The sequence below is a fragment of the Nakamurella sp. A5-74 genome (assembly GCF_040438885.1).
In the GTDB taxonomy this organism is placed as follows: domain Bacteria; phylum Actinomycetota; class Actinomycetes; order Mycobacteriales; family Nakamurellaceae; genus Nakamurella.
Genome location: NZ_CP159218.1, coordinates 1,327,532 through 1,353,761 on the forward strand (window position 1 = coordinate 1,327,532; position 26,230 = coordinate 1,353,761).

General features: G+C 68.2%; 21 protein-coding genes. 15 read left to right on the forward strand and 6 right to left on the reverse strand.

Annotated features, from left to right (window positions below; genetic code table 11):
• Positions 1 to 7: 7 nt before the first annotated feature.
• The 10 genes from nusG to ABLG96_RS06115 all read left to right on the forward strand — a co-directional run bounded on the left by nusG (position 8) and on the right by ABLG96_RS06115 (position 9,318).
• Positions 8 to 859: a transcription termination/antitermination protein NusG gene (gene nusG, locus ABLG96_RS06070; protein WP_353650486.1), complete on the forward strand. Its 852-nt coding sequence runs from the start codon at positions 8 to 10 to the stop codon at positions 857 to 859.
• Positions 860 to 927: 68 nt separating this feature from the next.
• The gene (gene rplK / locus ABLG96_RS06075) at positions 928 to 1,365 is read left to right on the forward strand and encodes a 50S ribosomal protein L11 (protein WP_353650487.1); all 438 of its coding nucleotides are present in this window, start codon (positions 928 to 930) and stop codon (positions 1,363 to 1,365) included.
• 94 nt (positions 1,366 to 1,459) lie between these two features.
• Positions 1,460 to 2,188 (forward strand): 50S ribosomal protein L1, encoded by a 729-nt coding sequence (gene rplA / locus ABLG96_RS06080; protein ID WP_353650488.1) that lies wholly within the window; start codon positions 1,460 to 1,462, stop codon positions 2,186 to 2,188.
• 169 nt (positions 2,189 to 2,357) lie between these two features.
• Complete coding sequence (locus ABLG96_RS06085; RefSeq protein ID WP_353650489.1) at positions 2,358 to 3,314, forward strand: hypothetical protein; 957 nt, start codon at positions 2,358 to 2,360, stop codon at positions 3,312 to 3,314.
• A 340-nt stretch (positions 3,315 to 3,654) separates the two neighbouring features.
• Entirely contained in the window at positions 3,655 to 5,490 is a 1,836-nt protein-coding gene (locus ABLG96_RS06090) for a DUF1800 family protein (RefSeq protein ID WP_353650490.1), read from the forward strand.
• Positions 5,487 to 6,893 carry a DUF1501 domain-containing protein gene (locus ABLG96_RS06095; RefSeq protein ID WP_353650491.1) on the forward strand — a complete coding sequence of 469 codons (1,407 nt, stop codon included), beginning with the start codon at positions 5,487 to 5,489 and terminating at the stop codon, positions 6,891 to 6,893. The genes ABLG96_RS06090 and ABLG96_RS06095 overlap by 4 nt, the downstream gene beginning before the upstream one ends.
• A gap of 354 nt (positions 6,894 to 7,247) precedes the next feature.
• A complete protein-coding gene (gene rplJ / locus ABLG96_RS06100; RefSeq protein WP_353650492.1) occupies positions 7,248 to 7,883 on the forward strand; it encodes a 50S ribosomal protein L10 in 636 nt (211 codons plus the stop codon).
• Positions 7,884 to 7,979: 96 nt separating this feature from the next.
• The gene (gene rplL / locus ABLG96_RS06105; RefSeq protein WP_353650493.1) at positions 7,980 to 8,366 is read left to right on the forward strand and encodes a 50S ribosomal protein L7/L12; all 387 of its coding nucleotides are present in this window, start codon (positions 7,980 to 7,982) and stop codon (positions 8,364 to 8,366) included.
• A 144-nt stretch (positions 8,367 to 8,510) separates the two neighbouring features.
• Positions 8,511 to 8,900, forward strand: coding sequence for a DUF3054 domain-containing protein (locus tag ABLG96_RS06110; RefSeq protein WP_353650494.1), 390 nt, complete (start codon positions 8,511 to 8,513; stop codon positions 8,898 to 8,900).
• A gap of 22 nt (positions 8,901 to 8,922) precedes the next feature.
• Positions 8,923 to 9,318 carry a hypothetical protein gene (locus ABLG96_RS06115; protein ID WP_353650495.1) on the forward strand — a complete coding sequence of 132 codons (396 nt, stop codon included), beginning with the start codon at positions 8,923 to 8,925 and terminating at the stop codon, positions 9,316 to 9,318.
• Positions 9,319 to 9,333: 15 nt separating this feature from the next.
• On the opposite strand, the gene ABLG96_RS06120 is transcribed toward ABLG96_RS06115, so the two are convergent.
• Positions 9,334 to 10,710 (reverse strand): FAD-linked oxidase C-terminal domain-containing protein, encoded by a 1,377-nt coding sequence (locus ABLG96_RS06120; RefSeq protein WP_353650496.1) that lies wholly within the window; start codon positions 10,708 to 10,710, stop codon positions 9,334 to 9,336.
• A gap of 128 nt (positions 10,711 to 10,838) precedes the next feature.
• Here ABLG96_RS06120 and ABLG96_RS06125 point away from each other — a divergent pair, with 128 nt between their 5' ends.
• From ABLG96_RS06125 to ABLG96_RS06135, 3 genes are all read left to right on the forward strand, one after another.
• Complete coding sequence (locus tag ABLG96_RS06125; protein WP_353650497.1) at positions 10,839 to 11,204, forward strand: VOC family protein; 366 nt, start codon at positions 10,839 to 10,841, stop codon at positions 11,202 to 11,204.
• A 418-nt stretch (positions 11,205 to 11,622) separates the two neighbouring features.
• Positions 11,623 to 15,087, forward strand: a complete 3,465-nt coding sequence (locus ABLG96_RS06130) for a DNA-directed RNA polymerase subunit beta (RefSeq protein ID WP_353650498.1) — start codon at positions 11,623 to 11,625, stop codon at positions 15,085 to 15,087.
• Between the two features lie 107 nt (positions 15,088 to 15,194).
• Positions 15,195 to 19,112 (forward strand): DNA-directed RNA polymerase subunit beta', encoded by a 3,918-nt coding sequence (locus ABLG96_RS06135; RefSeq protein WP_353650499.1) that lies wholly within the window; start codon positions 15,195 to 15,197, stop codon positions 19,110 to 19,112.
• On the opposite strand, the gene ABLG96_RS06140 is transcribed toward ABLG96_RS06135, so the two are convergent.
• Positions 19,103 to 19,318: a hypothetical protein gene (locus tag ABLG96_RS06140; RefSeq protein WP_353650500.1), complete on the reverse strand. Its 216-nt coding sequence runs from the start codon at positions 19,316 to 19,318 to the stop codon at positions 19,103 to 19,105. The genes ABLG96_RS06135 and ABLG96_RS06140 overlap by 10 nt on opposite strands.
• A gap of 117 nt (positions 19,319 to 19,435) precedes the next feature.
• Here ABLG96_RS06140 and ABLG96_RS06145 point away from each other — a divergent pair, with 117 nt between their 5' ends.
• Positions 19,436 to 21,115 carry a CocE/NonD family hydrolase gene (locus ABLG96_RS06145; RefSeq protein WP_353650501.1) on the forward strand — a complete coding sequence of 560 codons (1,680 nt, stop codon included), beginning with the start codon at positions 19,436 to 19,438 and terminating at the stop codon, positions 21,113 to 21,115.
• Here ABLG96_RS06145 and ABLG96_RS06150 read toward each other — a convergent pair.
• Together ABLG96_RS06150 and ABLG96_RS06155 are read right to left on the reverse strand one after the other, a co-directional pair.
• Positions 21,093 to 22,907 carry a lysine--tRNA ligase gene (locus ABLG96_RS06150; RefSeq protein WP_353650502.1) on the reverse strand — a complete coding sequence of 605 codons (1,815 nt, stop codon included), beginning with the start codon at positions 22,905 to 22,907 and terminating at the stop codon, positions 21,093 to 21,095. The two genes, ABLG96_RS06145 and ABLG96_RS06150, sit on opposite strands and share 23 nt — an antisense overlap.
• Before the next feature lie 79 nt (positions 22,908 to 22,986).
• The gene (locus ABLG96_RS06155) at positions 22,987 to 23,463 is read right to left on the reverse strand and encodes a hypothetical protein (protein ID WP_353650503.1); all 477 of its coding nucleotides are present in this window, start codon (positions 23,461 to 23,463) and stop codon (positions 22,987 to 22,989) included.
• Positions 23,464 to 23,593: 130 nt separating this feature from the next.
• Here ABLG96_RS06155 and ABLG96_RS06160 point away from each other — a divergent pair, with 130 nt between their 5' ends.
• Positions 23,594 to 24,466 carry a hypothetical protein gene (locus ABLG96_RS06160; RefSeq protein ID WP_353650504.1) on the forward strand — a complete coding sequence of 291 codons (873 nt, stop codon included), beginning with the start codon at positions 23,594 to 23,596 and terminating at the stop codon, positions 24,464 to 24,466.
• An 84-nt stretch (positions 24,467 to 24,550) separates the two neighbouring features.
• Here the strand turns inward: ABLG96_RS06160 and ABLG96_RS06165 are convergent, their stop codons facing one another.
• Positions 24,551 to 25,627 (reverse strand): hypothetical protein, encoded by a 1,077-nt coding sequence (locus ABLG96_RS06165; protein ID WP_353650505.1) that lies wholly within the window; start codon positions 25,625 to 25,627, stop codon positions 24,551 to 24,553.
• Positions 25,624 to 26,136 carry a sigma-70 family RNA polymerase sigma factor gene (locus tag ABLG96_RS06170; RefSeq protein ID WP_353650506.1) on the reverse strand — a complete coding sequence of 171 codons (513 nt, stop codon included), beginning with the start codon at positions 26,134 to 26,136 and terminating at the stop codon, positions 25,624 to 25,626. The genes ABLG96_RS06165 and ABLG96_RS06170 overlap by 4 nt, the downstream gene beginning before the upstream one ends.
• Positions 26,137 to 26,230: the final 94 nt, after the last annotated feature.

A 26,230-nucleotide genomic window follows, 5' to 3' on the forward strand; every position in this document is an offset into this window, starting at 1 on the left:
AGCACACGTGTCGAGCCCAGCCGAGAACAATGCGACCCTGAGCACCGCTGAGGATGCCGCGACCGAGTTCACCGGCGCAGCGCTCACCGACGAGCAGGCAGTCGAGGCCGTCGAGACGGTCGCCGAGGACACCGACGAGACCGCTGACGAAACCGCGACCGTCGACGCGTCGACCGGGGATTCCGGCGCCGACGTTGCGAGCACGGACCTCGCGGCGGCCGAAGCCGCCGGTGAGGCCGAGCCGGAACAGGACGTCGATCCGATAGTCGCGCTGCGGGAGAGCCTGCGCGCCGCCGACGGCCACTGGTACGTCGTGCACAGCTACGCCGGGTACGAGAACAAGGTCAAGGCCAACCTCGAGACCCGGATCCGCTCGCTGGACATGGAGGAGTTCATCTTCCAGATCGAGGTCCCGACCGAAGAGGTCACCGAGATCAAGAACGGCCAGAAGAAGCTGGTCCAGCGCAAGGTCTACCCGGGCTACATCCTGGTCCGGATGGAACTGACGGACGCTTCCTGGAGCGCCGTCCGCAACACCCCGGGGGTCACCGGCTTCGTCGGTGCCACCGCCCAGCGGCCCTCGCCGTTGAGCGTTGACGAGGTCGTCAAGATCCTCGCCCCGGCCGCACCCAAGAAGTCCTCCGAGACGAATGCGCCGGGCTCCACCGGTGAGTCGTCCCGCACCGAGGTGGACTACTCGGTGGGCGAGTCGGTCACCGTCATGGACGGTCCGTTCGCAACGCTGCCGGCGACCATCAACGAGGTCGACGCGCACGGTCAGAAGCTGAAGGTGCTGGTGTCGATCTTCGGTCGCGAGACTCCCGTCGAGCTCTCGTTCGCGCAGGTCGCCAAGATCTGAGCGGTTCGCCGACCCGTTTCATCCGCGCTCCGACAGATGGCCGGAGCACTAGCCCCAGAAAGAAAGTCATGCCCCCGAAGAAGAAGAAGCTCTCAGCGATCATCAAGCTGCAGATCAAGGCCGGAATGGCCAACCCGGCACCGCCGGTCGGCCCCGCGCTGGGTCAGCACGGCGTCAACATCATGGAGTTCTGCAAGGCCTACAACGCGGCGACCGAAGCCCAGCGCGGCGACGTCGTGCCTGTCGAGATCTCCGTGTACGAAGACCGCTCGTTCGACTTCAAGCTGAAGACGCCGCCGGCCGCCCGCCTGCTGCTCAAGGCCGCTGGTGTCGAGAAGGGTTCGGGCACCCCGCACACCACCAAGGTCGCCAACGTGACCATGGACCAGGTGCGCGAGATCGCCACCCTCAAGCAGGTCGACCTGAACGCCAACGACGTCGACGCCGCCGCGAAGATCATCGCCGGTACCGCGCGTTCGATGGGGATCACCGTCAGCGGCAGGTGATCGATCCCGCTGCCGGCACCTGCCGCGCAGCACCGTGGGAGGGCAGCTTCGCCCGCACCACAACCTCCACAGCATCACGATCAAGGAGCTCTCCATGAAGCACAGCAAGGCCTACCGGGCCGCGGCCGAGCAGGTCGACCGCGACCACCTGTACACCCCGCTCGAGGCCGCCGGCCTGGCCAAGAAGACATCGACCAGCAGCAAGCTCGACGGCACCGTCGAGGTGGCCATGGTGCTCGGCGTCGATCCGCGCAAGGCGGACCAGATGGTCCGCGGCACGGTCAACCTGCCGCACGGCACCGGCAAGACCGCCCGCGTCATCGTCTTCGCCGTCGGCGACAAGGCCACCGAGGCCGAGGCGGCCGGCGCTGACGTCGTCGGCAGCGACGACCTGATCGCGAAGATCCAGGGTGGCTGGCTCGACTTCGATGCCGCCATCGCGACCCCTGACCAGATGGCCAAGGTCGGCCGGATCGCGCGCGTTCTGGGGCCGCGCGGCCTGATGCCGAACCCGAAGACCGGAACGGTCACCGCCGATGTCACCAAGGCGGTCAGCGACATCAAGGGCGGAAAGATCAACTTCCGTGTCGACAAGGCAGCGAACCTGCACCTGGTGATCGGCAAGGCGTCCTTCGACACCGAGAAGCTGATCGAGAACTACGGGGCCGTGCTGGACGAGATCCTGCGGGGCAAGCCGGCCTCGTCCAAGGGTCGGTACGTGAAGAAGATCTTCTTCTCCACCACGATGGGTCCCGGCATCCCGGTCGATCCGTCGGTCACCCGCAACCTGCTGACGGCCACCAGCGAGCTCGCTGAGAGCTGACGCTCCGACGAAGAGCGCACCTGTACGATCCTTCTCGCCCCGGACCGCCCAGCGGTCCGGGGCGAGGCGCGTCCCGGGGTGCGGGTGGGTCCACGGAACCGGTGGGTCATGGCTCCCGTCCGATGGTCGAGACCTCCGCCAGCCAGCTCCGCCCGAAGGGATTTCCCCGATGATCAGGACCTCACGCCCGTTGATCGCCGCCGGCATCGCTGCTGCTCTCGTGTTGACCGGCTGCGGATCACAGATCGCGGGAGCTCCGGCAGGCGGTGCTCCCGCCGGCGCCACCTCGAGCACTGGCCTCGTACCGTCGGCTCCGTCGGTGGTGCAGACGTCCGGATCCGAGGTGCCGCCGGCACCTGATCCGTCGAGCGCGCCGGGCCCTGACCCGTCGCGCAGCGACCCGGCCCCGAGTTCCACCGGACCGACGACGGATGGGCAGGATCCGAACGGCGATTCCGCGGTCGAGGAGTTCATTGCGATGATCGCCCGTGGCATGGGGGGCGTGTCGTCCTACCGCGGCACGATCTCGATGGACATGGGCTCGGCCGGCAGCATGGCCGGCACGATGCAGGGCACCGTCTCGAACGGACAGGCGGTCAACTCCGAGGCGAACATCAAGGTCGAGGCTGGTTCGCAGTCGATCGAGGTGAAGGTGCTGATGATCGGAACCAAGGTCTACATCGGCGGCAGCACCCTGCTCCAGGCGGTGCCGGAGGCGAAGGGCAAGGCCTGGATCTACGCGGATCCGAACTCGTCGAACGCAACCATCAAGCAGCTGTCGACCTCGATGGGCAGTGTCTCCACCAACAACATCTCGAGCATGATCCGGTTCGCCTCGGCCGCGAAGTCCGTCGAGAAGGGTGGGTCGAAGGAGATCGACGGCGTGCAGACCACGCAGTACCGGGTGGTCCTTGACCCGAAGAAGATCACCGACACCGGCACCGGCGGGATGACCGCCGACTCCACGGAAGCGACGTTCTTCGTCGACGGCGACTCCCTGATGCGCCGCGCAGTGGTCGAGGTGGGAGCGATGGGAACGACCGTCGAGCTCACGATGGACATGACCGACTACAACACCGACGTGCAGATCGAGGCACCCGCTGCGAGCACCGTCTACACCGGCTGATGGGTACGGCCGCTCGGGACGGCGTGATTTCCATGCCTCCGGGGCACCGGCCGGCGCTGTCATTGCTGCGCGTAGATCCCGGCGCCGTCATCACGCCGGGTGATTGATGGGTGATCGCCGCCCCCAACCCGTTCGGTCGAGCGTGTCCGCCTCCGCTGCCACCGTTCGTGTTGCCGGCCGCAGCCGGTGTGGGGCAGCGTCGGCGCTGCCGCCCCGATGAGCGTGGACGGCTTCCCCCGACTGTGGTCAGATACGTCATCTGCATCACCCGAAGGTGTGACAGCGGCGGGTCCCTACAGCGGCCCGATCGTCGGCACCGATCCGCAGGTCAGGTGGAACGATGACGAACTCCCGCGTGCGCGGCCCGCAATCGCCGACCGCGCCGGATCCGGCGCCGCCCGTCGCCCGAGTACCGGTCGTCGACACCGCTGCCGCCCGGCGGAGGAGCGAGACGCTCCGCACCGCGGTGGCCGAGTCCGCTGGGACGTCCTCTGCAGCGTCCGACGCCGTGCGGACCGCACTCACCGGACGTCTTGCGGCCGTCCGCCCGCAGGTCGTCGCGCCCTACCCCGATGGCGATGCGAGCTTCGCGGCCGACGAACCGGTGCTCGCGCCCGGCGTGACTGCAGCTTCGCCGGAAGCCGCGCTGGCGACCGTCCTGCGATCGCCGGCCCGGGGTCTTCAGCCTGGTCTGAACGGCACCGGAACCACTGCCTCCGCAGTCCCGGCGAAGAGCCCGGAGTGGACCAGGCACCTGCTGTACCGCACCACGTTCGGACCGCGACCCGCCGATTTCGCGCTGGTCGACAGGCTGGGTTTCAACGGCTGGATCGATCACCAGTTGAACCCGGCGACACCGGCCGGCGCCGATGCGGTGAAGGTCGGCCAGGCGATGCCGTTGGCATGGCTGCCGATCACGGCGACCCGGGCGGCGATCGACCAGTACTCGTGGGATGCCGCCTGGCAGACCAGCGCCGCGACGGCAGGGCTGCAGCTGTTCAGCAACCGCCAGCTCTACGAGATCGTCGTCGACGTCATGTCGAACCTGCTCAACGTCACCACCCCGGGGGAGAAGGCCTGGGACTCCGCGGGCGACTTCCAGACCACGGTGATCCGCCGACATGCGTTCGGCCGGTACAGCGACATGCTGGTCGCCGCCGGGCGACACCCGGCGATGCTCTCCTACCTGGACAACGTCTGGTCGAACAAGGAGAGCGTCAACGAGAACTACGGCCGTGAGCTGCTCGAGCTGCACACGGTGGGTGTCGGCAGCGGCTACACCGAGGCCGACGTCCGACACAGCGCCTACGTGATGTCCGGGCGGAGCATGAACTTCGACTGGGGCGGCGACCCGCTGCCCGGGACGTTCCGGTACCGCCCCGAGTGGCACTGGACCGGTCCGATCAAGATCATGAGCTTCCGGCACGCGAACAGCACCGCGGCCGGTGGCCTGGAGGCGGGGGATGCCTACCTGAACTACCTGGCCCGGCACCTGGGCACCGCGAAGCGGGTGTCCAGGGCGCTGGCTGTCCGGTTCGTCACCGACAACCCGTCCGCCGCCTTCGTCGAACGACTGGCGAACGTCTACCGCACCTCCGGCACCAGCATCACTGCGGTGCTGCGGGCGATCTTCTCCTCGACCGAGTTCTGGAGCTCGCGGCGGCAGAAGCCCCGCCGCCCGCTGGAGGACGTCATCGGCTCGGCACGCGCGCTGGACCTGCCGGCCGGTACCGACCTCGCCACCCTGCGGGACGGGCTGGGGACCCTCAGTTGGTGGTTGAGCCAGCTCAACCATCAGCCGCTGTCCTGGCAGCCACCGAACGGCTACCCCGACGTGACCGCGGCCTGGCAGTCCGCCAGCGGCATGATCTCGCGGTGGAACCTGCACCGGGCGTTGGCCAACGGCTGGTGGCAACTGAAGCCCAGCCAGGCGCTGTCCGCGAAGTACCCGACCGCCGGTCGTCGCTACGCGGTCTGGTTGGACGACATCGCGCTCGGTGTCCTGGGACGGCGGCTCACCGGCACCCACCGGATGGCGTTGTTCCGGTACCTGCGAACCGTCCTCGAACTGGACGACACCATCACCCTCAGCTCGACGATGCCGGAGTGGGCCAACTGGCTCTCCGGGACGATGGCCGCCTTCGTCCTCGACGGACCCGAATGGATGATCCGATGACCGATCCGATCGCACCGGCGGCGCCGGACGGCGTGCTGGCCAGCCTGCATCCCGACTGCCCGGACTGGCGACGGCTGGGGCCGACCCCGCGGGATGCGGCCGTGCGGGCGCTCGGCGCCGCGGTCGAGATCGACGCCCAGAACCGAGATCAACAGTGGTCCAAGGGTTTCACCCGGCGTCGGTTGATCCAGGGCGGAGCGGCGGTCGGCGTCGCGTCGATCGCTTCCCAGCTCGTCACCTCCAGGGTCTCGTTCGCGGCGAACGCGGCGGCCATCCCCGGCACGCTGATCGTGGTGTTCCTGCGCGGCGGCATGGATGGACTGTCCGTGCTGCAGCCGGCCTCGGCCGCGACCGGCCTGAACGTGTTGGCGGGCAAGCGCAGTCGGCTGCTGTCCCCTACCTCGAAGCTGCTGACGCTGACCGGCGGGCTGGCCGGATTCGGCCTGCATCCGTCGCTGGCCGCGCTGAAGCCGCTGATCGCGGCCGGCCGGTTCGCCGCGATCCCCGCCGTCTCGACACCGGACGTCTCCCGCAGTCACTTCCAGGCCCAGGACTGCCTCGAGCGCGGCGGCAGCGGCGAGACCGGTACCGGCACCGGCTGGCTGGACAGGGTGCTGCAGCAGTCCGGAGCGGGGACGACGTTCCGTGCGGTCGCGAGCTCGTCGCGACTTCCGCGATCGCTGGTCGGCTCGAACAACGCTGTGGTGGTGCCCGACCTGTCGGAGATGTCGCTGGACACCGACCAGCCGGCAGCCACGATCGCGGCGCTGCGGTCGCTCTACACCGGGGTGGGCGGCCCCACCGGGCTGCAGGCATCCATCGCCCTGGGTGCCTCCGTCACGGCGAGCGCGCTGGCCGCCAGGGAGAAGGCCGACATCGAGGCGAATCGCCGGCCGGTCTATCCGGCGAACTCCTTTGCAGGTGACCTGCGGACGCTGGCCACCATGATCAGCGCGAACATCGGTGTCCGGGTCGGATCCATCGACGTCGGTGGGTGGGACATGCACACCGACCTGATCGGGGACATGCCCACGTTGCTGAAGTCCGTCGCCGACGGCCTCTCGGTGTTCTTCCGCGACCTGGGAGCCAAGGCCGACACCACCACGGTCGTCGTGATGAGCGAGTTCGGTCGACGGATGGAGCAGAACGACAATGCGGGCGCCGACCACGGTCACGGCGGCGTGGCGCTGGTGATGGGTGGCGGTGTCCGGGGAGGCGTCCGAGGTCGCTGGGCAGGGCTGGGTCCGTCGGTGCTCGACCACGGCGACGTACCCGGCACCAACGACTACCGCACGGTGCTGGGTGAGGTCGTGGGCAAGCGGCTGGGGCTGACGGCCTCGCAGGTCGGGCAGGTGTTCCCGGGCTTCCCGATCGGCGGCCTGCGGCTGGGCGTCATGCGCTGAGCGCCCCCCGACCGGCCGCGATTTGGTGAACCGACCGCGCGTGGGTACCGTTGGTCTTGTTCCACCGAAGACCGTCGGCTCCGTGCTGCGCGGAATCGGATCTGATCGCCCCCGGGCGACCCGGCCCCGTTCCCCACGACACGGCGAAGGCTCGCACAGCGAGTGGCCCACGCAGGAGGACGAGGTAGGACGAGGGCCGTTCGCGGCTCGATCTCCACGCCCCGTGCGCCCTGCGCCGGGGCGTCTTGTCTGTCCGGACCTCACTCGAGGCGAATCGGTGGTCGGTGATCCAGGGCTTCTCGGGCCCGGATCCACCGTCATCACCCCGAGTCGTTCAAGAGAGGAGGCGTGCAGATGGCAACTACCGCCAAGGTCAACACCGTCGCCGAGATCACGGAGAAGTTCCGCAACTCGACGGCCACGGTCGTCACCGAGTACCGCGGTCTCAAGATGGCCGAGATGACGAAGCTCCGACGCGATCTGGGCGCGGATGTCACGTACACCGTCGCCAAGAACACCCTGGTCCGCCGGGCAGCCGCCGAAGCCGGCGTCGAAGGTCTGGAAGAGCTGTTCATCGGACCGACTGCGATTGCGTTCATCAACGGTGAACCGGTCGACGCCGCCAAGGCACTGCGGGACTTCGCGAAGACGAACAACCTGCTGGTGATCAAGGGTGGGTTGATGGACGGAAAGGTCCTCAACACCTCCGACGTCACCAAGCTGGCTGATCTCGAGTCCCGCGACGTCCTGCTGGCCAAGCTGGCCGGCGCGATGAAGGCGACGCTGACGAAGGCCGCCGTCATGTTCAACCAGCTTCCCTCGCAGGTTGCGCGGCTTGCCGCCGCCCTGCAGGAGAAGAAGGCCGCCGAAGGCGGTGCCGAGGCAGCTGCCGACGCTCCCGCCGAGGCATCCGCCGATGTCACTGCCGATGCGCCCGTCGAGGCATCAGCGGACGCCGGCGAGCAGACCGAGACTCCTGTCGAGGCCTGATCCCCCGGTACCACCCGGCCTGTGATCAGACCGGAATCCACCCACCAGACCTGCCCGGCGTGAGCGGGGCAAGTAGTACGCGAAAGGAACACCATCATGGCGAAGTTGACCAGCGAAGAGTTGCTCGAGGCCTTCAAGGAGCTCACCCTCATCGAGCTCTCGGAGTTCGTGAAGCAGTTCGAGGAGACCTTCGGCGTCACCGCCGCGGCTCCCGTTGCCGCTGCCGGCCCCGCAGGCCCCGGCGCCCCGGTCGAGGCCGCTGAGGAGCAGGACGAGTTCGACGTCATCCTCGAGGCTGCCGGCGAGAAGAAGGTCCAGGTCATCAAGGCCGTCCGCGAGCTCGTTTCGGGCCTCGGCCTGAAGGAAGCCAAGGACCTCGTCGACGGTGCTCCGAAGGCGATCCTGGAGAAGGTCACCAAGGAGGCCGCCGAGGCCGGCAAGCAGAAGCTCGTCGACGCCGGCGCCACCGCTTCGGTCAAGTGATGCGGCTGTCCACCGGCACCTGACGGAGCGATCCGTCCGCCGGTCGGACAGGTGTCACCAGCATGAGCAGCACCCTGCGAGGGCGGGTTCCCACGGGAGCCCGCCCTCGCGGCGTATCCAGCACGGGTGGGTAGCGTGACGGGTGTGCGCCCTGCCGTGGTGGTTGTCGTCGACCTGGTCTGCCTGCTGGTGTTCGCTGCCGTCGGGCGGGGGAGTCATGAGGAGGGCTGGTCGTTCCTCGGGGTGTTCGCGGTCGCCTGGCCCTTCGTGCTGGCGGCAGCGGTGGGTTGGATCCTGGCCAGGATCTGGCGGGCACCTGCCGTGTTCCCGTCCGGTTGGTTGATCTGGGCCTGCGCCTGGATCGGCGGCCAGGCGGTCAGGGTCTCACTCACCAGCCATCAGCTCGCCTGGTCGTTCGTGCTGGTCAGCGGCATCGCGCTGGCGGTGCTGTTGCTCGGGTGGCGATCGTTGGTGACACTCGGGGTCAGGAGATGGTCGTCCGCACACGGCGGCGCCAGAACGTCCACGCGGTGATGACGATGCAGAGGATCAGCGGATGACGAACCCACAGCAGCCCAAGATCGGTACCACCGCCCTGGTACGGGGAGGCTCGACCGCGGCGGCGATGCTCGTGCCGGGCAAGGGGAAGGTGTCCCGCTTCGTCCGCAGCGCCGTGGTCGCGGGCGGCTATCTGGCGTCCTCGCAGCTGGGGGAGAAGGACCGTGCCGAGTACCGGGTGCTGTCCTTCGACGAGAAGGACAACGTCCCTGCCCCGGTCGAGAAGTACGGCAACCTGGCTCTCGGTGCCGCATCGTGGGTCGGGATCCAGGCACTGGTCGCGCACGCCGCCGCGCTGTTGCCGTTGCCGAAGATCGTCAAGGCGTTGGGGTTGGGCGCCCTGGTTGCCGGTGCCGACCAGAAGATGTCCGACCGCGCCGGCCGCGGCCGCTGACCTGCAGCACGTCGATCAGAGCATCGCGCCCGGGTTGAGGATCCCCTGCGGGTCGAGGGCGTCCTTGATCCTGCGCGTCAGCGCCATCACGTCCGGTCCGAGCTGCGCCGGTAGAGCCGCCTTCTTGAGCCGGCCGACCCCGTGCTCGCCGGTGATCGTCCCGCCGAGCGAGAGAGCCAGGGCCATCACGTCGTCGAAGGCGCCGCGGGCCCTGCGCACCGAGTCCGGATCGCTGCCGTCGTGCACGATGAGCGGGTGGGTGTTGCCGTCACCGGCATGGGCGACCACCGCGATCTCCGTCTCCCACCTGGCCGCGATCGCCTCGATCCCCGTGCACAGCTCCGGAAGCAGCGGGATCGGCACCCCGACGTCCTCGAAGAGCAGGGTGCCGCGGGGCTCCAGGGCCTGGAAGGCGTTGCGACGGGCATGCAGGAACATCTGCCCCTCCTCCGGGTCGTCGGTCACCACGCACTCCTTCGCGCCGGCGCGGTCGCAGGCCTGCTGCATCTGCTCGATCTCCAGGGTGCGAGCCGGTCCCGGCGCGTCGGACTGGCCGATCAGCAATGCTCCGGCCTCCCGGTCGAGGCCCATCCGGATCAGGTCCTCCACGGCGTTGATCGAGTAGTTGTCCATCAGCTCGAGCATCGACGGGCGACAGATGCCGCCGATCGCGACGACGGCCTCGGCAGCACTGCGGACGTCCGGGAAGCTCGCCACGAAGGTCGCGGCCGGCGGTTGCGCAGGGAGCAGCCGCAGGATCGCCCTGGTGGTGATGCCGAGCAGCCCCTCGCTGCCGACGAACAGCTTGGTGAGCGAGAAGCCCGCAGTGTCCTTGATCCGGTGACCGCCGAGCTCGATGAGCGTGCCGTCGGCGAGTACGACATCCATCCCCAGCACGTAGTCGGAGGTGACGCCGTACTTGACGCAGCACAGCCCGCCGGCGTTGGTGGCGAGGTTGCCGCCGATCGAGCACATCTCGAAACTGGACGGGTCCGGCGGGTACCAGAGTCCGTGCGCGGCGGACGCACGTTTGATGTCGGCGTTGATGGCGCCCGGTTCGACGATCGCGGTCCGGGTGGCCGGGTCGATCTCGATCTTCGTCATCGCGGCCAGCGAGATCACCAGGCAGCCGTCGACAGCTTGCGCGCCGCCGGAGAGCCCGGTCCCGGTCCCGCGCGGCACGATCGGGACCCCCGCGGCCGCTGCCCAGCGAACCGCCTGCTGGACGTCGAGCACCGTCCGGGCCTTCACGACCGCGATCGGAACGCCGGCACCCGGGTCGTTGGTCCAGTCGTGGCGGTGCGCTTCCAGGGTGCCGGGATGGACGCTCACCACCTCCGGGCCCAGGGCCGCCAGCAGGCTGTCGAGCGGTACGGGCATCGTTGCCGTCATGGGTGCGAACCTACGCCCGCGTGTCAGGGGGCGAGAGCGCAACCGGCGGAGGTGGTGTCCGTCGGAGATGCGATGGATGATCCGGGGACGAACGGCGGCCGCGCGGCCGCTGACGACAGGAGACTCACATGCTCGAGAACTGCAGGGCCTTCAGCGGGTTCTCCACCGACGACATCCCCGCCGCTCGTGCGTTCTACGCGGAGACGCTGGGGCTCTCGGTGACCGAGGCGAACGGGATGCTGACGCTGCACACGGCCGGCGGCCGCGACACCCTGATCTACCCGAAGCAGGGCCATGTCCCGGCCACCTTCACGGTCCTCAACTTCGTCGTCGACGATGTGGAGGCCGCCGTGGATGAGCTCACCGATCGGGGAGTGTCGTTCGAGAAGTACGACTTCGTGGACGAGAAGGGAGTCAACCGGCAGGGAGGTCCACTGATCGCCTGGTTCACCGATCCCGGTGGCAACATCCTCTCGGTGATCGCCCACGACTGACGTCGGGACCTGCGGTGACCCGAGTTGTCCCCAAGATCAGCGCGGGCGCTTGACGAATCGCCCCGGCGGGGCGAGCATGGGTGCACGACGTCGGCCATATGGCGGGCCGCGTCCCGTGTTCCAAGTGTTCGCGCTGAGCCAGAGGTGATCTCGATCACTTCTGAGGACTCTGCGGCCCTTGGCGTCGGGCACGTCTGGACAGGCGCGCCTTCGTGCTGGTAACGTCCGACGTTGCGCTGCTCTCTTTCCGCCATCGTCCCAGCGCGTTCGCACCATCTGCCGCAGAACCGAACGCCCAGAGGGCGCCAGCCGGTTCGGCGTCGTGGTGCGAGTCGCGCAGCCGGACGTCCCGGAACAGGGGAGCGCGAGCAGTGCCGTTACCGGCAGCCGGCAGCATCGGTCCTCGGAAGGACGCATCTTGGCAGTCAGCACGTCAGCCCAGACCCCCCGTCAGAACCCCGGGGGATCCGCCCAGCGGGTCTCCTTCGCCAAGCTTCGGGAGCCGTTGGAGGTCCCGAACCTTCTGGCATTGCAGACAGAGTCCTTCGACTGGTTGGTCGGAGCACAGGCCTGGCGTGATCGCCAGACCGAGCCCACCCCGTCCGGTCTCGACGAGATCCTCACCGAGATCTCGCCGATCGAGGACTTCTCCGGCAACCTCTCCCTCACCTTCTCGGACCCGTGGTTCGACGAGGTCAAGGCGAGCGAGGACGACTGCCGCGAGAAGGACACCACCTACGGGGCCCCGCTGTTCGTCACCGCGGAGTTCATGAACGCCGAGACCGGCGAGATCAAGTCGCAGACGGTCTTCATGGGCGACTTCCCGATCATGACGAAGAAGGGCACCTTCATCATCAACGGCACCGAGCGTGTCGTGGTGTCGCAGCTGGTGCGTTCCCCTGGCGTCTACTTCGACAAGAACCTGGACAAGACCGCCGGCAAGGACGTCTTCTCCGTCAAGGTCATCCCGTCGCGTGGAGCGTGGCTCGAGTTCGACATCGACAAGCGCGACACCATCGGTGTGCGCATCGACCGCAAGCGTCGTCAGCCGGTCACCGTACTGCTGAAGGCGCTGGGCTGGGACGAGTCGCAGATCCGCGAGAAGTTCGCCTGGTCCGAGGTGCTGCTCTCCACCCTGGAGAAGGATCACATCCCGGGGCAGGACGAGGCGCTGCTGGACATCTACCGCAAGCTGCGCCCGGGCGAGCCGCCGACCCGCGAGTCGGCAGAGAACCTGCTGCAGAACCTCTTCTTCCGCGACAAGCGCTACGACCTCGCGAAGGTCGGCCGCTACAAGCTGAACAAGAAGCTGGGCCTGGCGGAGCCGACGAGCGTCGGCGTGCTCACCGAGGCCGACCTGGTCAGCGTCATCGAGTACCTGTTGCGTCTGCACGACGGCCAGGAGACCTGGGACGTCCGTGGTCAGAGCCTGCCGGTCGAGACCGACGACATCGACCACTTCGGAAACCGTCGCCTGCGCACCGTCGGCGAGCTCATCCAGAACCAGGTCCGTGTCGGCCTGTCCAGGATGGAGCGGGTGGTCCGCGAGCGGATGACGACCCAGGACGTCGAGGCCATCACGCCGCAGACCCTGATCAACATCCGTCCGGTGGTCGCCTCGATCCGCGAGTTCTTCGGCACCAGCCAGCTCTCGCAGTTCATGGACCAGGTCAACCCGCTGGCCGGGCTGACCCACAAACGTCGTATGTCGGCGCTCGGGCCGGGCGGTCTGTCCCGTGATCGTGCTTCGCTCGAGGTCCGCGACGTGCACCCCAGCCACTACGGCCGGATGTGCCCGATCGAGACCCCTGAGGGCCCGAACATCGGCCTGATCGGTTCGCTCGCGACGTTCGCGCGGGTCAACCCGTTCGGCTTCATCGAGACCCCGTACCGCAAGGTCACCGACGGCATCGCGTCCGAGGAGATCGTCTACCTCACCGCCGACGAGGAGGACCGCTTCATCATCGCGCAGGCGTCCGCCAAGCTCGACGACAACGGCAAGTTGACCGAGGAGCGGGTGTTCGTGCGGCGCAAGTCGCAGCGCGCCTCCGGTGAGGTCGACCAGGTCGATCCGTCCGAGGTCCAGTACATGGACGTCTCGCCGCGTCAGACGGTGTCGGTCGCGACCGCGATGATCCCGTTCCTGGAGCACGACGAGGCCAACCGTGCGCTGATGGGCGCCAACATGCAGCGTCAGTCCGTGCCCCTGCTGCGCAGCGAATCGCCGCTGGTCGGCACCGGCATGGAGTACCGCGCCGCTGTCGACGCCGGCGACGTGGTGCTCGCGGACGAGGCGGGTGTCGTCGAGGAGGCGACCGCCGACTACGTCTCGATCATGACCGACGGTGGTCAGCACAAGACCTTCCGTCTGCGGAAGTTCCGTCGCTCGAACCAGGGCACCAGCTTCAACCAGCGCCCGATCGTCGTCGAGGGTCAGCGGGTGGAGGCCAACCAGGTCATTGCCGACGGTCCCTGCACGCAGGACGGCGAGATGGCGCTCGGCAAGAACCTGTTGGTCGCGTTCATGCCGTGGGAGGGCCACAACTACGAGGACGCCATCATCCTGTCCCAGCGCATCGTCCAGGACGACGTGCTGACCTCGATCCACATCGAGGAGCACGAGATCGATGCGCGCGACACGAAGCTGGGGCCGGAGGAGATCACCCGGGACATCCCGAACGTCTCCGACGAGGTGCTGGCCGATCTCGACGAGCGCGGCATCATCCGCATCGGCGCCGAGGTCCAGGACGGCGACATCCTGGTCGGCAAGGTCACGCCCAAGGGCGAGACCGAGCTGACCCCGGAGGAACGGCTGCTGCGGGCGATCTTCGGTGAGAAGGCGCGCGAGGTCCGCGACACGTCGCTCAAGGTGCCCCACGGCGAGACCGGCAAGGTCATCGGTGTCCAAGTGTTCACCAGGGACGACGACGACGCCGAGCTGTCCGCGGGCGTCAACGAGCTGGTCCGCGTCTACGTGGCCCAGAAGCGGAAGATCCAGGACGGCGACAAGCTCGCCGGCCGGCACGGGAACAAGGGCGTCATCGGCAAGATCCTGCCGGTCGAGGACATGCCGTTCCTCGCCGACGGAACCCCGGTCGACATCATCCTGAACCCGCACGGTGTGCCGCGACGGATGAACATCGGACAGATCCTGGAGACCCACCTCGGGTGGGTCGCGGCCAGGGGCTGGAAGATCGAGGGCGAGCCCGAGTGGGCCGAGCGGATCGAGGCCCGCGAAGCGGGTCCGTTCACCCGGACCGCGTCGCCGGTCTTCGACGGTGCCACCGAGGACGAGATCACCGGTCTGCTCGACTCGACCATCCCGACCCGGGACGGCGATCGTCTCGTGGGCGTTGACGGCAAGGCGCCGTTGTACGACGGTCGCTCCGGTGAGCCTTTCCCGTACCCGGTGGCCGTCGGCTACATGTACATCCTGAAGCTGTCGCACCTGGTGGACGACAAGATCCACGCACGCTCCACCGGCCCGTACTCGATGATCACCCAGCAACCGCTGGGCGGTAAGGCGCAGTTCGGTGGTCAGCGGTTCGGCGAGATGGAGTGTTGGGCGATGCAGGCGTACGGCGCTGCCTACACCCTGCAGGAGCTGCTCACCATCAAGTCGGACGACATCGTCGGCCGGGTGAAGGTGTACGAGGCCATCGTCAAGGGCGACAACATCCCCGAGCCGGGCATCCCGGAATCGTTCAAGGTGCTCCTCAAGGAGCTCCAGGCCCTGTGCCTGAACGTCGAGGTGCTCGCCAGCGACGGAGCCAAGATCGAGATGCGTGACTCCGACGACGACGATCTCGAGCGCGCCGCCGCGAACCTGGGCATCAACCTCTCGCGCAACGAGTCGGCCTCGGTCGACGACCTGGTGAACTGACCGGTCCGGTCCGCGGCGCCCCACTCGGGCGCCGCGGGCCGGCCGCTGGTTCCTCCCACCCCGTCCCCCCACGGGGACATCGCTTTCAAGAACAAGGGAAGTCACAAGTGCTCGACGTCAACTTCTTCGACGAGTTGCGTATCGGCCTCGCGGCCGCGGATGACATCCGCGCCTGGTCGCACGGTGAGGTCAAGAAGCCCGAGACCATCAACTACCGCACCCTCAAGCCCGAGAAGGACGGACTCTTCTGCGAGAAGATCTTCGGCCCGACCCGCGACTGGGAGTGCGCCTGCGGCAAGTACAAGCGCGTCCGCTTCAAGGGCATCATCTGTGAACGCTGCGGCGTCGAGGTCACGCGCGCCAAGGTGCGTCGTGAGCGGATGGGCCACATCGAGTTGGCCGCTCCGGTCACCCACATCTGGTACTTCAAGGGCGTGCCGTCGCGGCTGGGCTACCTGCTCGACCTCGCCCCGAAGGATCTCGAGAAGATCATCTACTTCGCCGCGTACCTGATCACGGGTGTCAACGACGAACTGCGTCACAACGACCTGCCCACCATCGAGGCCGAGATGGCGGTCGAGCGGAAGAACCTCGAGTCCACCCGCGATGCCGACCTGGACACCCGCGCCAAGAAGCTCGAGACCGACCTGGCCGAGCTGGAGGCCGAGGGTGCCAAGTCCGATGTGCGCCGCAAGGTGCGCGACGGTGGCGAGCGCGAACAGCGTCAGATCCGGGACGCCGCGCAGCGCAAGATCGATCGTCTCGACGAGGTCCTCGACCTGTTCAAGAAGCTCAAGGTCAGCGACCTGATCATCGACGAGCTGCTGTACCGCGAGCTCGAGGACCGCTTCGGCGACTACTTCGAGGGTGGCATGGGCGCCGAGGCGCTCAAGAAGATCATCTCGGAGTTCGACATCGACGCGGAGGTCGAGCGGCTGCGCGAGACCATCCGCAGCGGCAAGGGCCAGCGCAAGCTGCGCGCCATCAAGCGACTGAAGGTCGTGGCGGCGTTCCAGCAGACCCAGAACTCGCCGCTCGGCATGGTGCTCGACTGTGTGCCGGTGATCCCGCCGGAGCTGCGCCCGATGGTGCAGTTGGACGGTGGCCGCTTCGCGACCTCCGACCTCAACGATCTGTACCGCAGGGTGATCAACCGCAACAACCGCCTCAAGCGGCTGATGGACCTCGGCGCACCCGAGATCATCGTCAACAACGAGAAGCGGATGCTGCAGGAGGCCGTCGACGCACTGTTCGACAACGGTCGTCGTGGCCGGCCGGTGACAGGCCCGGGCAACCGCCCGCTCAAGTCGCTGTCCGATCTGCTCAAGGGCAAGCAGGGCCGGTTCCGCCAGAACCTGCTCGGCAAGCGCGTCGACTACTCCGGCCGTTCGGTCATCGTCGTCGGCCCGCAGCTCAAGCTGCACCAGTGTGGTCTGCCCAAGCTGATGGCGCTCGAGCTGTTCAAGCCGTTCGTCATGAAGCGGCTGGTCGACCTGAACCACGCGCAGAACATCAAGTCCGCCAAGCGGATGGTGGAGCGTCAGCGCCCGCAGGTGTGGGACGTCCTCGAAGAGGTCATCGGGCAGCACCCGGTGATGCTCAACCGGGCACCCACCCTGCACCGGCTCGGCATCCAGGCCTTCGAGCCGCAGCTGGTCGAGGGCAAGGCCATCCAGCTCCACCCGCTGGTCTGTGCCGCGTTCAACGCCGACTTCGACGGTGACCAGATGGCAGTCCACCTGCCGCTGTCCGCCGAGGCCCAGGCCGAGGCCCGGGTGCTGATGCTCTCGAGCAACAACATCCTGTCGCCGGCGTCCGGCAAGCCGCTCGCGATGCCGTCGCTGGACCTCGTGACGGGTCTGTTCTACCTCTGCGGCAAGGACGAGGACGCGACCGGAGCCGGTCACGCCTTCTCCTCGCCCGCCGAGGCGATCATGGCCCGCGACGTCGGTCTGATCGACCTGCGCGCGCCGATCAAGGTGCGACTGACGGACATCATCCCCGGCCCGGACGCGGAGCTCCCCGAGGGCTACGAGGCCGGTCAGCCGTGGGTCGCGGACACCACCCTGGGACGGGTGCTGTTCAACGAGCTGCTGCCGAGCGCCTACCCGTTCGTCAACCAGGAGATGCCGAAGAAGGTCCAGGCGGCGATCGTCAACCACCTGGCCGAGTACTACCCGATGTCGCTGGTCGCGCAGACCCTCGACAAGCTCAAGGAAGCCGGCTTCTACTGGGCGACCAGGTCCGGCATGACCGTCGCGATCAACGACGTCATCATCCCGGCGAAGAAGCAGCAGATCCTCGACGAGCACGAGGAGCAGGCGACCAAGGTCGAGAAGTCCTACCAGCGCGGCAACCTCTCGTACAACGAGCGGACCGCCGAGCTGGTGCGGATCTGGGAGGACGCCACCAAGCAGATCGAGAACGAGCTGCCGGCGGCCTACCCGGCGGGCAACCCGATCTCGACCCTCGTTGTCGCCGGTGCCGCCGGTAACTGGATCCAGGTGCGGTCGCTGGCCGGCATGAAGGGCGTGGTGACCAACTCGCGCGGCGAGCAGATCCCGCGGCCGATCCGGTCCTCCTTCCGCGAGGGTCTGTCGGTGCTCGAGTACTTCATCAACACCCACTCGGCACGTAAGGGTCTGGCCGACACCGCGCTGCGGACGGCGGAGTCGGGTTACCTGACCCGTCGTCTGGTGGACGTCAGCCAGGACGTCATCGTCCGGCAGAACGACTGCGGGACCGAGCGTGGCGTCGAGCTGCCGATCTCGGAGGTCTACTCCGACGGCAGCGTGCACGTCCACGAGCACGCCGAGACCTCCATCGAGGCCAGGGTGCTCGCGGTCGACGCGGTCGACGCCAAGGGCAAGGTACTGATCGCTGCCGGCACCGACGTCCGTGGTGAGCACATCATCGCGGCGGTCGAGGCCGGGATCACCAGCGTCAAGGTCCGCTCCGTCCTCACCTGTGAGGCCGGCGTCGGCACCTGTGCCGTCTGCTACGGACGCAGCCTCGCCACCGGCGAGCTGGTCGACGTCGGCGAGGCGGTGGGCATCGTTGCGGCACAGTCCATCGGTGAGCCGGGTACCCAGCTGACCATGCGTACCTTCCACACCGGTGCGGCGTCGGGTTCCTCGGACATCACCCAGGGTCTGCCCCGTGTGCAGGAGCTCTTCGAGGCGCGCGTCCCGAAGGGTCGTGCGCCGATCGCGGACGCGGCCGGTCGGGTGCAGATCGACGACGCCGACAAGTTCCTGAAGATCACGATCATCCCGGACGACGGCAGCGAAGAGGTCGTCTACGAGAAGCTGCCGAAGACGCAGCGGCTCGCGACGATCGCGGTCGACGGCTCCGAGCGTCTGCTGACCGACGGCGATCACGTCGAGGTCGGACAGCAGCTGCTGGAGGGCAACGCCGATCCGCACGAGGTGCTCCGCGTGATGGGCCCCCGTCAGGTGCAGCTGCACCTGGCTCGCGAGGTGCAGAGTGTGTACCGCGCACAGGGTGTGTCGATCCACGACAAGCACATCGAGGTGATCGTCCGTCAGATGCTGCGTCGGGTGACCGTCATCGATTCGGGCTCCGCCGAGTTCCTGCCGGGTGCGGTGATCGAGCGCGGTGAGTTCGAGACCGTGAACCGTCGGATCATGGCAGAGGGCGGCGAGGCTGCTGCCGGACGTCCGGTCCTGATGGGCATCACCAAGGCATCGCTGGCGACCGATTCGTGGCTCTCGGCGGCCTCCTTCCAGGAGACCACCCGGGTGCTCACCGATGCGGCCATCAACGCCAAGAGCGACAAGCTGGTGGGCCTCAAGGAGAACGTCATCATCGGCAAGCTGATCCCGGCCGGTACGGGCATCGCCCGCTACCGCGACATCCAGGTCAACCCGACCGAGGAGGCGCGTGCCGCTGCGTACGCGCTGCCGAGTTTCGCCGACGACACCTACTACTCGGGTGACTTCGGCGCCAACACCGGTGCCGCAGTGCCGCTGGACGACTACGACCTGGGCCGCGACTACCGCTGATCAGGACGTAGCAGTACAGCCACCATCCAGAAGGCCGGTTCCCCCAGGGGAGCCGGCCTTCCGGCGTTGTACGGGCGGGCGCGCGGGGCGGTGATCGCCTGCAGCGATCGGTGGACGTCCAGATGGCTCGATCGCGGTGTGCCGGGTCCGCTGAACGCCTGGTCCCACGCCGGGCCGAACCGGTATCCCTCGAACGGGTCGGACATCGGCCGGCGCAGGGGAGTTCGTGTTGGAGATTCGTGACGGTGGTGTGAACGGCTGCGCGCTGGGCGATGAGAAGTCGGTTGGCCGCAGCCGGGTGTGGCCGGCGCTACGGTGGGACCATGCCTGGACACGATGGTGCGAAGCACGGTGCTCTCCGGCCGGCCAGGCTCGGGCCGCTGCAAGCGTTCGGTCGACGGCAGGCGCGCCGCCGGAAGAACTTCCCGCAACCGGTCACCACCGCGCTGGTGCAGCGTGACCTGCCGGTGACGATGTCGGACGGGGTGGTGCTGCCGGCCGACCACTGGGCGCCCGCTGGTGCGTCCAGCGGGCACACCGTGCTGGTCCGCAACCCCTACGGCCGGGACATGGCCGAGGTGTGGGCGTGCATGTTCGCCGAGGCCGGGCACCACGTGGTGGTGCAGGACTGTCGGGGCACCGGGGAGGCGGGCGGCGACTGGAATCCCTTCTTCAACGAACGGGCTGACGGCAGCGACACCGTGGCCTGGCTGCGCGGGCAGCCGTGGTACGGGGGGCGCTTCATCACCTTCGGCCCGAGTTACCTGGGGCTGACCCAGTGGTCCGTCGCCGAGGACCGTCCGACGGACCTGGTCGGGATGGTCGTCGTCATCTCGGCGCGGAACTTCCGTGAGGCCGTCGTCTACCCGGGTGAGGGATTCGCCTTCGAGACCGCGCTCACCTGGAACATTGCGCTCGATGCGCAGACCAAGGGCACGCTCGGGCGGTTGGCCGCGTTGGTGCGCTCGCCGCTGCGCCTGCGGGCCGCGACGGCACTCCCGCCTGCCGACGCGATCCGTGCGGCCGTCGGCCACGACGTCGACTCCTACCGGGACTGGCTGGTGCACAACGAACCCGGTGATCGGTTCTGGGAGCCGATCGACTTCGCGCGGGACCCGGCAGGTCTGCCGCCGGTGGTCATGACGGCCGGGTGGCACGACCTGTTCCTGCTCGATCAGGTGGCCGACCACCGGGCGCTGCAGGAAGCCGGGGTCAGCGCGCAACTGTTCATCGGCCCGTGGCGTCACACCGACGCCGGATCCGCCGACGCCGCGGTGCTGGCGGCACTCCGGATGCTGGCGCCCGCGGGCGAGATACGCGCGACCGACGGCGTGCACCTGCTGACCACCGGCGACGAGCAGACGGTGGAGTTGGCCGGTTGGCCGGGGGCCGAGGCACCGGGCGGCATCATGCATCTCACCGCCGCCGGTGCGCTGGCGCGGACGCCGGACAGCGCGTCGGGATCGCCCACCCTGACCTACGATCCGACCGACCCGACCCCGGCGGCCGGGGGCCGATCGCTCAATCCGATCACGGCCGGTCCGAAGTCGCAGAAGGCCAGGGAATCCCGCGGCGACGTGCTGCTGTTCACCGCCGCTGCCCTGGCGCAGGACCTCACCGTGATCGGCGATCCCGTTGTCCGGCTGACGATCTCGGGAACGGCAGCGTCCTACGACCTGTTCGTCCGGCTGTGCGATGTGGACGCCGGCGGGAAGTCCACTTCGGTGACCGAGGGCTACCGGCGTTTCGTCGACCGGGTGGGTGACCACGAAGTCGAGTTGGCGCTCGCGCCCACCGGGCACGTGTTCCGGGCCGGACACCAGATCCGCCTGCAGGTCTCCGGCGGGGCGCACCCGCTGCACCTGCGGAATCCGGGGAACGCGGATCCGTTGCACGACTTCATCACGCTGGTACCCAACGAGCTGTCCATCCGTCTCGGCGGCGGCCGTACCGCATGGCTGAGCCTGCCGGTGCACGCCATCAGCGGCCGAGCAGTGTCCTGACCTGATCGGCGCCGACGGCCAGCAGGAGTGTCGGCAGCCGAGGTCCGGTGTCGGAGGACACCAGCAGGCGGTAGAGCAGCTTGAAGAACTCGCGCTGGGCGGCGCCGAGTTCCTTGTCGCCCTTGATGATCTGGTCGGCGGAGAAGCCGCGCAGCACCTTGGGAACGCCGTACACCTGGTGTGTCAGACCATCCAGCGACCAGGCGTCGGCGAGTGGCGGCAGATCGGCGCCGTTGCCGTCCAGCAGCAGGTCGACAGCCGCCCGCTGCGGCTCCTCCAGCGAGCTCCACAGCTCGCCGTCGGGGACGCTCCGGACGAGCGTGCGCTCCTCGGCCGTCATCTGGGTGGTCACCCAGTGCTCGACCTTTTCCAGCCGCGGTCGTAGCTGCGCGACGTCGGGGGGTGGATTCTGCGGATCCAGGGCGGCCACGATGCGCAACAGCTGGTCGTCGTCGCCGGTGGTGATGTCGACGATCGAGGCGAGGGTGCGGAAGCCGACCGGATGGGCGGTGGTCGGCAGCACCTGCTCAGCGGTGGCGGCCGCGCGGGAGTGGGCGGCGGTCTCTGCGGGCTGGGCGGTGCCGGCCTCGACCCGCCTGGTCAGCGCATCCCACTCGTCGTAGAGGCGGCCGAGTTCGCCGTCGAAGGAGATCGAGAACGACTGGTTGAGCCGCCGGCGCGCGTACTGCCAACGCAGCAGCTGCGGCTCCATCAGGGTGAGCGCCTCACTCGGCGTCGGGACGCCGCCGCGGGAGGACGACATCTTCGCCATGCCGCCGAATCCGACGAAGGCGTACATCGGACCGATCGGCCGCTGCCAGCCGAACAGCGGCGCCAGGTCGAGACCGACGACGAACGACGAACCGGGGGACTGGTGGTCGACCCCGGACGGCTCGAACACCACCTTCTCGTACGCCCAGCGCATCGGCCAGTCGACCTTCCACACCAGCTTGCCGCGGCGGAAGTCCTTGAGCAGCACGGTTTCGGAGTGTCCGCACCGGCAGGTGTAGTTCAGCTCGGTGGTGTCGTCGTCGTAGGCGGTGACGGTGGTGAAATCGGTGCCGCAGACCGTGCAGTACGGCTTGTACGGGAAGTAGCCGGCGCCGGTGGCGCCGTCGTCCTCCTCGGCAGCGCCCGATCCCTCGGCAGCTGCTGCGGCTGCCGCGAGTTCGTCGTCCGTGGGTGCAGCCTGCTGCTTCTGGCCGCGCTTCTTCTCGGCTCCCTGTGAACCCGCGCTGGCGGTGGCAGCCTGCTGCGCCTCGGCTTCGCGCTCCAGGGTGCGGTAGCGATCCAGCACATCGTCGATCTGCTTGCGCAGGCCCATCGCCTGCAGGATCTGCCCGGTGTAGGCGCCCGAGGTGTACTGCTGCGTCTGGCTGATCCCGCGGTAGATGATGCCGAGATCGGCGAGCCCCTGCTCGCACTGGGCGCGGAAGTGCGCAGCCCAGGAGTCGTGTGCGGATCCGGGCGGCGCCGGGACATCGGTGAGCGGCTTGCCGATGTGCTCGGTCCAGCTCTCGTCGACGCCGGGGATGCCCAGTGGCACCCTGCGGAACCGGTCGAAATCGTCCCAGCTGATGATGTGTTCGCACTCGATCCCGCGCCGCTTGACCTCGTCGGCGATCAGGTGCGGCGTCATCACCTCACGCAGGTTGCCCAGATGGATCGGTCCGGACGGCGACAGACCCGACGCGCAGACCACCTTCGTGCCCCGGCGCTCGGCCTCGGCGATCACCTCGTCGGCGGTGCGCGAGACCCAGTCGTCCAGGGTGGTGGGGGAGGCAGTGGTCATGATCGTCGAGGTTATCGAAGTGCGGCGCTCGCTGAGACCTCGGGAGGTGCGGCGTGCGGAACCTGGCCGGGTCCAGCTGTCAGCCGATCCGGTACCGCAGCGCCAGTCCTCGCTCGGCGAGGCGTTCGGTGTACCGCCGGGCCGACTCCAGTTGCTCGATGAGGAAGTTCTGCAGGCCGCCGAACTGACGTTGTTCGGAGCGATCGCGGCGCGCGGTGAGCTCGCGGACCTCGTCGAGCGTCACCCGGGCCAGATCGTCGGCGGCCTCGGCGACGTGGGCTGCCTGGACGCTGCCGTAGGAGGGCTCGTACTCGACGGTGTGCATCATGTCGTGGGAGAGCACCAATCGCCCGGCTGGTCGTCCGGCCACCGTGCCCATCGCGTCGAACAACTCCTGGAAGTACCACCACGCCTTGTCCAGCACGAGTACGTCGAGGCGGCGCAGGGCCTCCCGCCGTTCCGGCCGCGGTTCGCGGCATTCACAAGCGCACGGAAACTCGGCCATCCAATCGAGGTCCTCGTCGTCGATGGCCCAGGCGTAGTAACGGATCCCCATGCTCGGACTGTCGCAGATCTCCGCTCGAGCGCGCGGCAGTTGTCCACACAGGGGGTCGACGCCGGTTGCGGTCGTCAGGCGGATCGCTGCTCAGCGGCTGCACATCCCGCATTCGGTAGTGTCCGCGGTCATGGCAGTTCGGGTCGAGCCGTGGAACGAAGCGGTCCGTGAATTGGTGGAGTCCGAGTTCGGTCCCGCCAAGCACTGGACTGTCGAGCAGGGCCGCGGCGGTTGGCAGCCGCCGTCCGACGGCGAGTTCTGGTCCCGCTGCTTGATTCTCTTCGACACCACCGCACCCGTCGCGGTTGCTTCCGCGTTCCATCCCCGCCTGCATCCAGCCAGGGAATGGTTGTACGTCGAGGTTGCACCAGCACAACGTCTGAAGGGCTGGGGCACAGAAGCTGTCAAGGCGCTGAGGGCTGCTGTTCCCGACCACGCGGGGCCATTGCGGGCCAAAGTTCTAGCCGACTCGCCAGCAGCAGCCATGGCTGCGAGCCAGCAGATGACGCCGATCCAGCGCACCCGCGAAGTGCACATCCAGGTCCCCGCCGACCTGATCGTCACCGGAACGGTACGAGATCTGGACCCGGCAGATCCGGGCGCGATCGCCGCCTGGCGAACCTGGTACATCGAGGGTCACCACTGGGATCCGCCGGCCCCGCAGCCCGACCAGTTCTGGACTGAGATGTCCACCGATACCGAGCATGTCATTGCTGTCGCCGACGAAAGCGGGATCGTCGGAATCGGCCACACCTACACCGATAATGGCGTCCAGTGGTTCGTCGGAGGCGCCCTTCACCGCGATCCAGAAATCGCCGCGACCCTGCTGGTCGCCGCTCAGCGCCGGCAACCCGGAATCCCGATCCGCGTCGAGCTCGACGACTGGATGACCGACGTCAGCGCCGTGATCGACACCCTGGACCACACCGTGATCGAAGAGGCTTTCATCGTGGCGGATCACCCGGCCACGACGTCCGCCGCCAGTACCATCACTGCGGTCTGATCGTCGACCCGATGTCGCCTGCAGCTCGGCTGCGTTGCTTGTCGACGACCAGGCGAGTCGCGCGGTCGGGCGGCGAATCGCGCGTCAGTCGGGAATGCTGTCCACCACACGCTGCAGCTCTGCGACGGTGACCGGCCGTTGGGGGTCGATGGTGTTGCCGCACGCGGTGACCGCGAGATCCGCCGTGAGTATCCGGGTGGCACAGGCGATCACCCGGGACGCCGTGGACGGCCGGGGAGCGGCGGCGTTGCCCACCGCGGGGTCCTGCCAGGTCAGCGTGATGTCCTTCGTGGACGGTTGTCGGTGCAGGGTGAGAACACGATCCACTCGTGATCCAGGGGGCTTGCCGCTGCCCCAGGCCGAGGCCAAACCTAACGACGAACTCAGCTCGTACCCGTCCGGGAGGTAGCGCGGAGCGTGGTAGTCAGCGAGATCGACGTGCTGGAGTGCTGCATCGGATCCGGCTGCGACCAGTTTCTGGCCTGCGATCGCATACGGAGCGAGTCCGTACTTCGGCCCTGAGAGCACTGCCATTTCAGGACAAGGCCCGGAGATGCCCTCCCGTTGGTAGGACGCCTCGCTGAGGGTGATGGTGCCGGAGGACGTTCGGTCGAGATAGATGCGGGTGGCGATCCCGAAGCACGGGCTCGCATTGCTCTGCGGGGTGACGCCGAGGAAGTTCGGGTGGTCGGAGTCGGTAACCACGTCGACCGGTGGAGTCGCCGACGCCATGCGGTAAACGGAGCCGCCGATCGTGATCGACGGCGGCGGGGTGCCGTCCAGGATGTCGAGCGTCTGCAGGCCCGGGACCGGCCACACCGGATCCGGGGCTGGTGCCTGAGAGGTGACGGGCCCGCTCGAGAGGGAAGTCCGAGCCGAGAGGGAGGGCCCTGCGGAGACGGAGGGCCCGGCGACCTGGCCCGTCGGGCGCGCAGCGCTGATCACGACGGCAGCCACGGCGCCGAGCGCGATGATCGACGCAGCCACCAGCACCGGCCTCGTCCAGCGCAGGCGTGCCGAAGGGTGAACCTCCAGCGGCTGAGACCCGCTGTCCAGCAACGGCATCGGGGGCACCTCGAAGTCGAGACGCCACTGCAGCGCCGCCTCGCGGAGGGCCTCGTCCAGCTCTGCATCGCCGGTAGGTGCGGGTGTGCGGGTCATCGGTACTCAGCTCCCAGAAGGTTGAGCAGGGCGGCGCGGGCCGCGGAGAGGGTGGACTTGACCGTGCCGGGCCGGCAGCCCATCACCGCTGCGACCTCGGACTCCGGCAGGTCGAGGAAGTACGACAGGGTCACTGCGAGCTGCTGCCGTTCCGGCAGCTGTTCGATCGCCCGGAGCAGGTCGTGACGGCCCGCAATGCTGGTGCTGCGATCAGCCTGCGCCGGTGCGGCGTCGGGCTCCGAGATCTCGGCGAGTCGCTGATCGCGGTGCCGTTGGTGGAAACGTCGCACATGGGTGACCGCGATCGCCACCATCCAGCTGTCGGCGCGACCGCGGGCGGGGTCGAACGTGGCGCGGCGCCGCCAGGCCTCCAGCAGTGCGTCCTGGGCGACGTCGTGCCAGGCGTCATCACGGATCAATCTCCGGACGCAGCGAGCGACGAGCGGCCAACCGTCGCGAATCCACTCGGGCGGAGCAGGAGCCGCGACGGTCGATGGCTCGTCGTGCACCCCGGTCTCCATACGTAGTTCATTGCACGCAGATCCCGATCCGGTTCAGGGTGAGACCGAATCGTGATGGAAATCCGCGCAGTGTCGGCCGTGC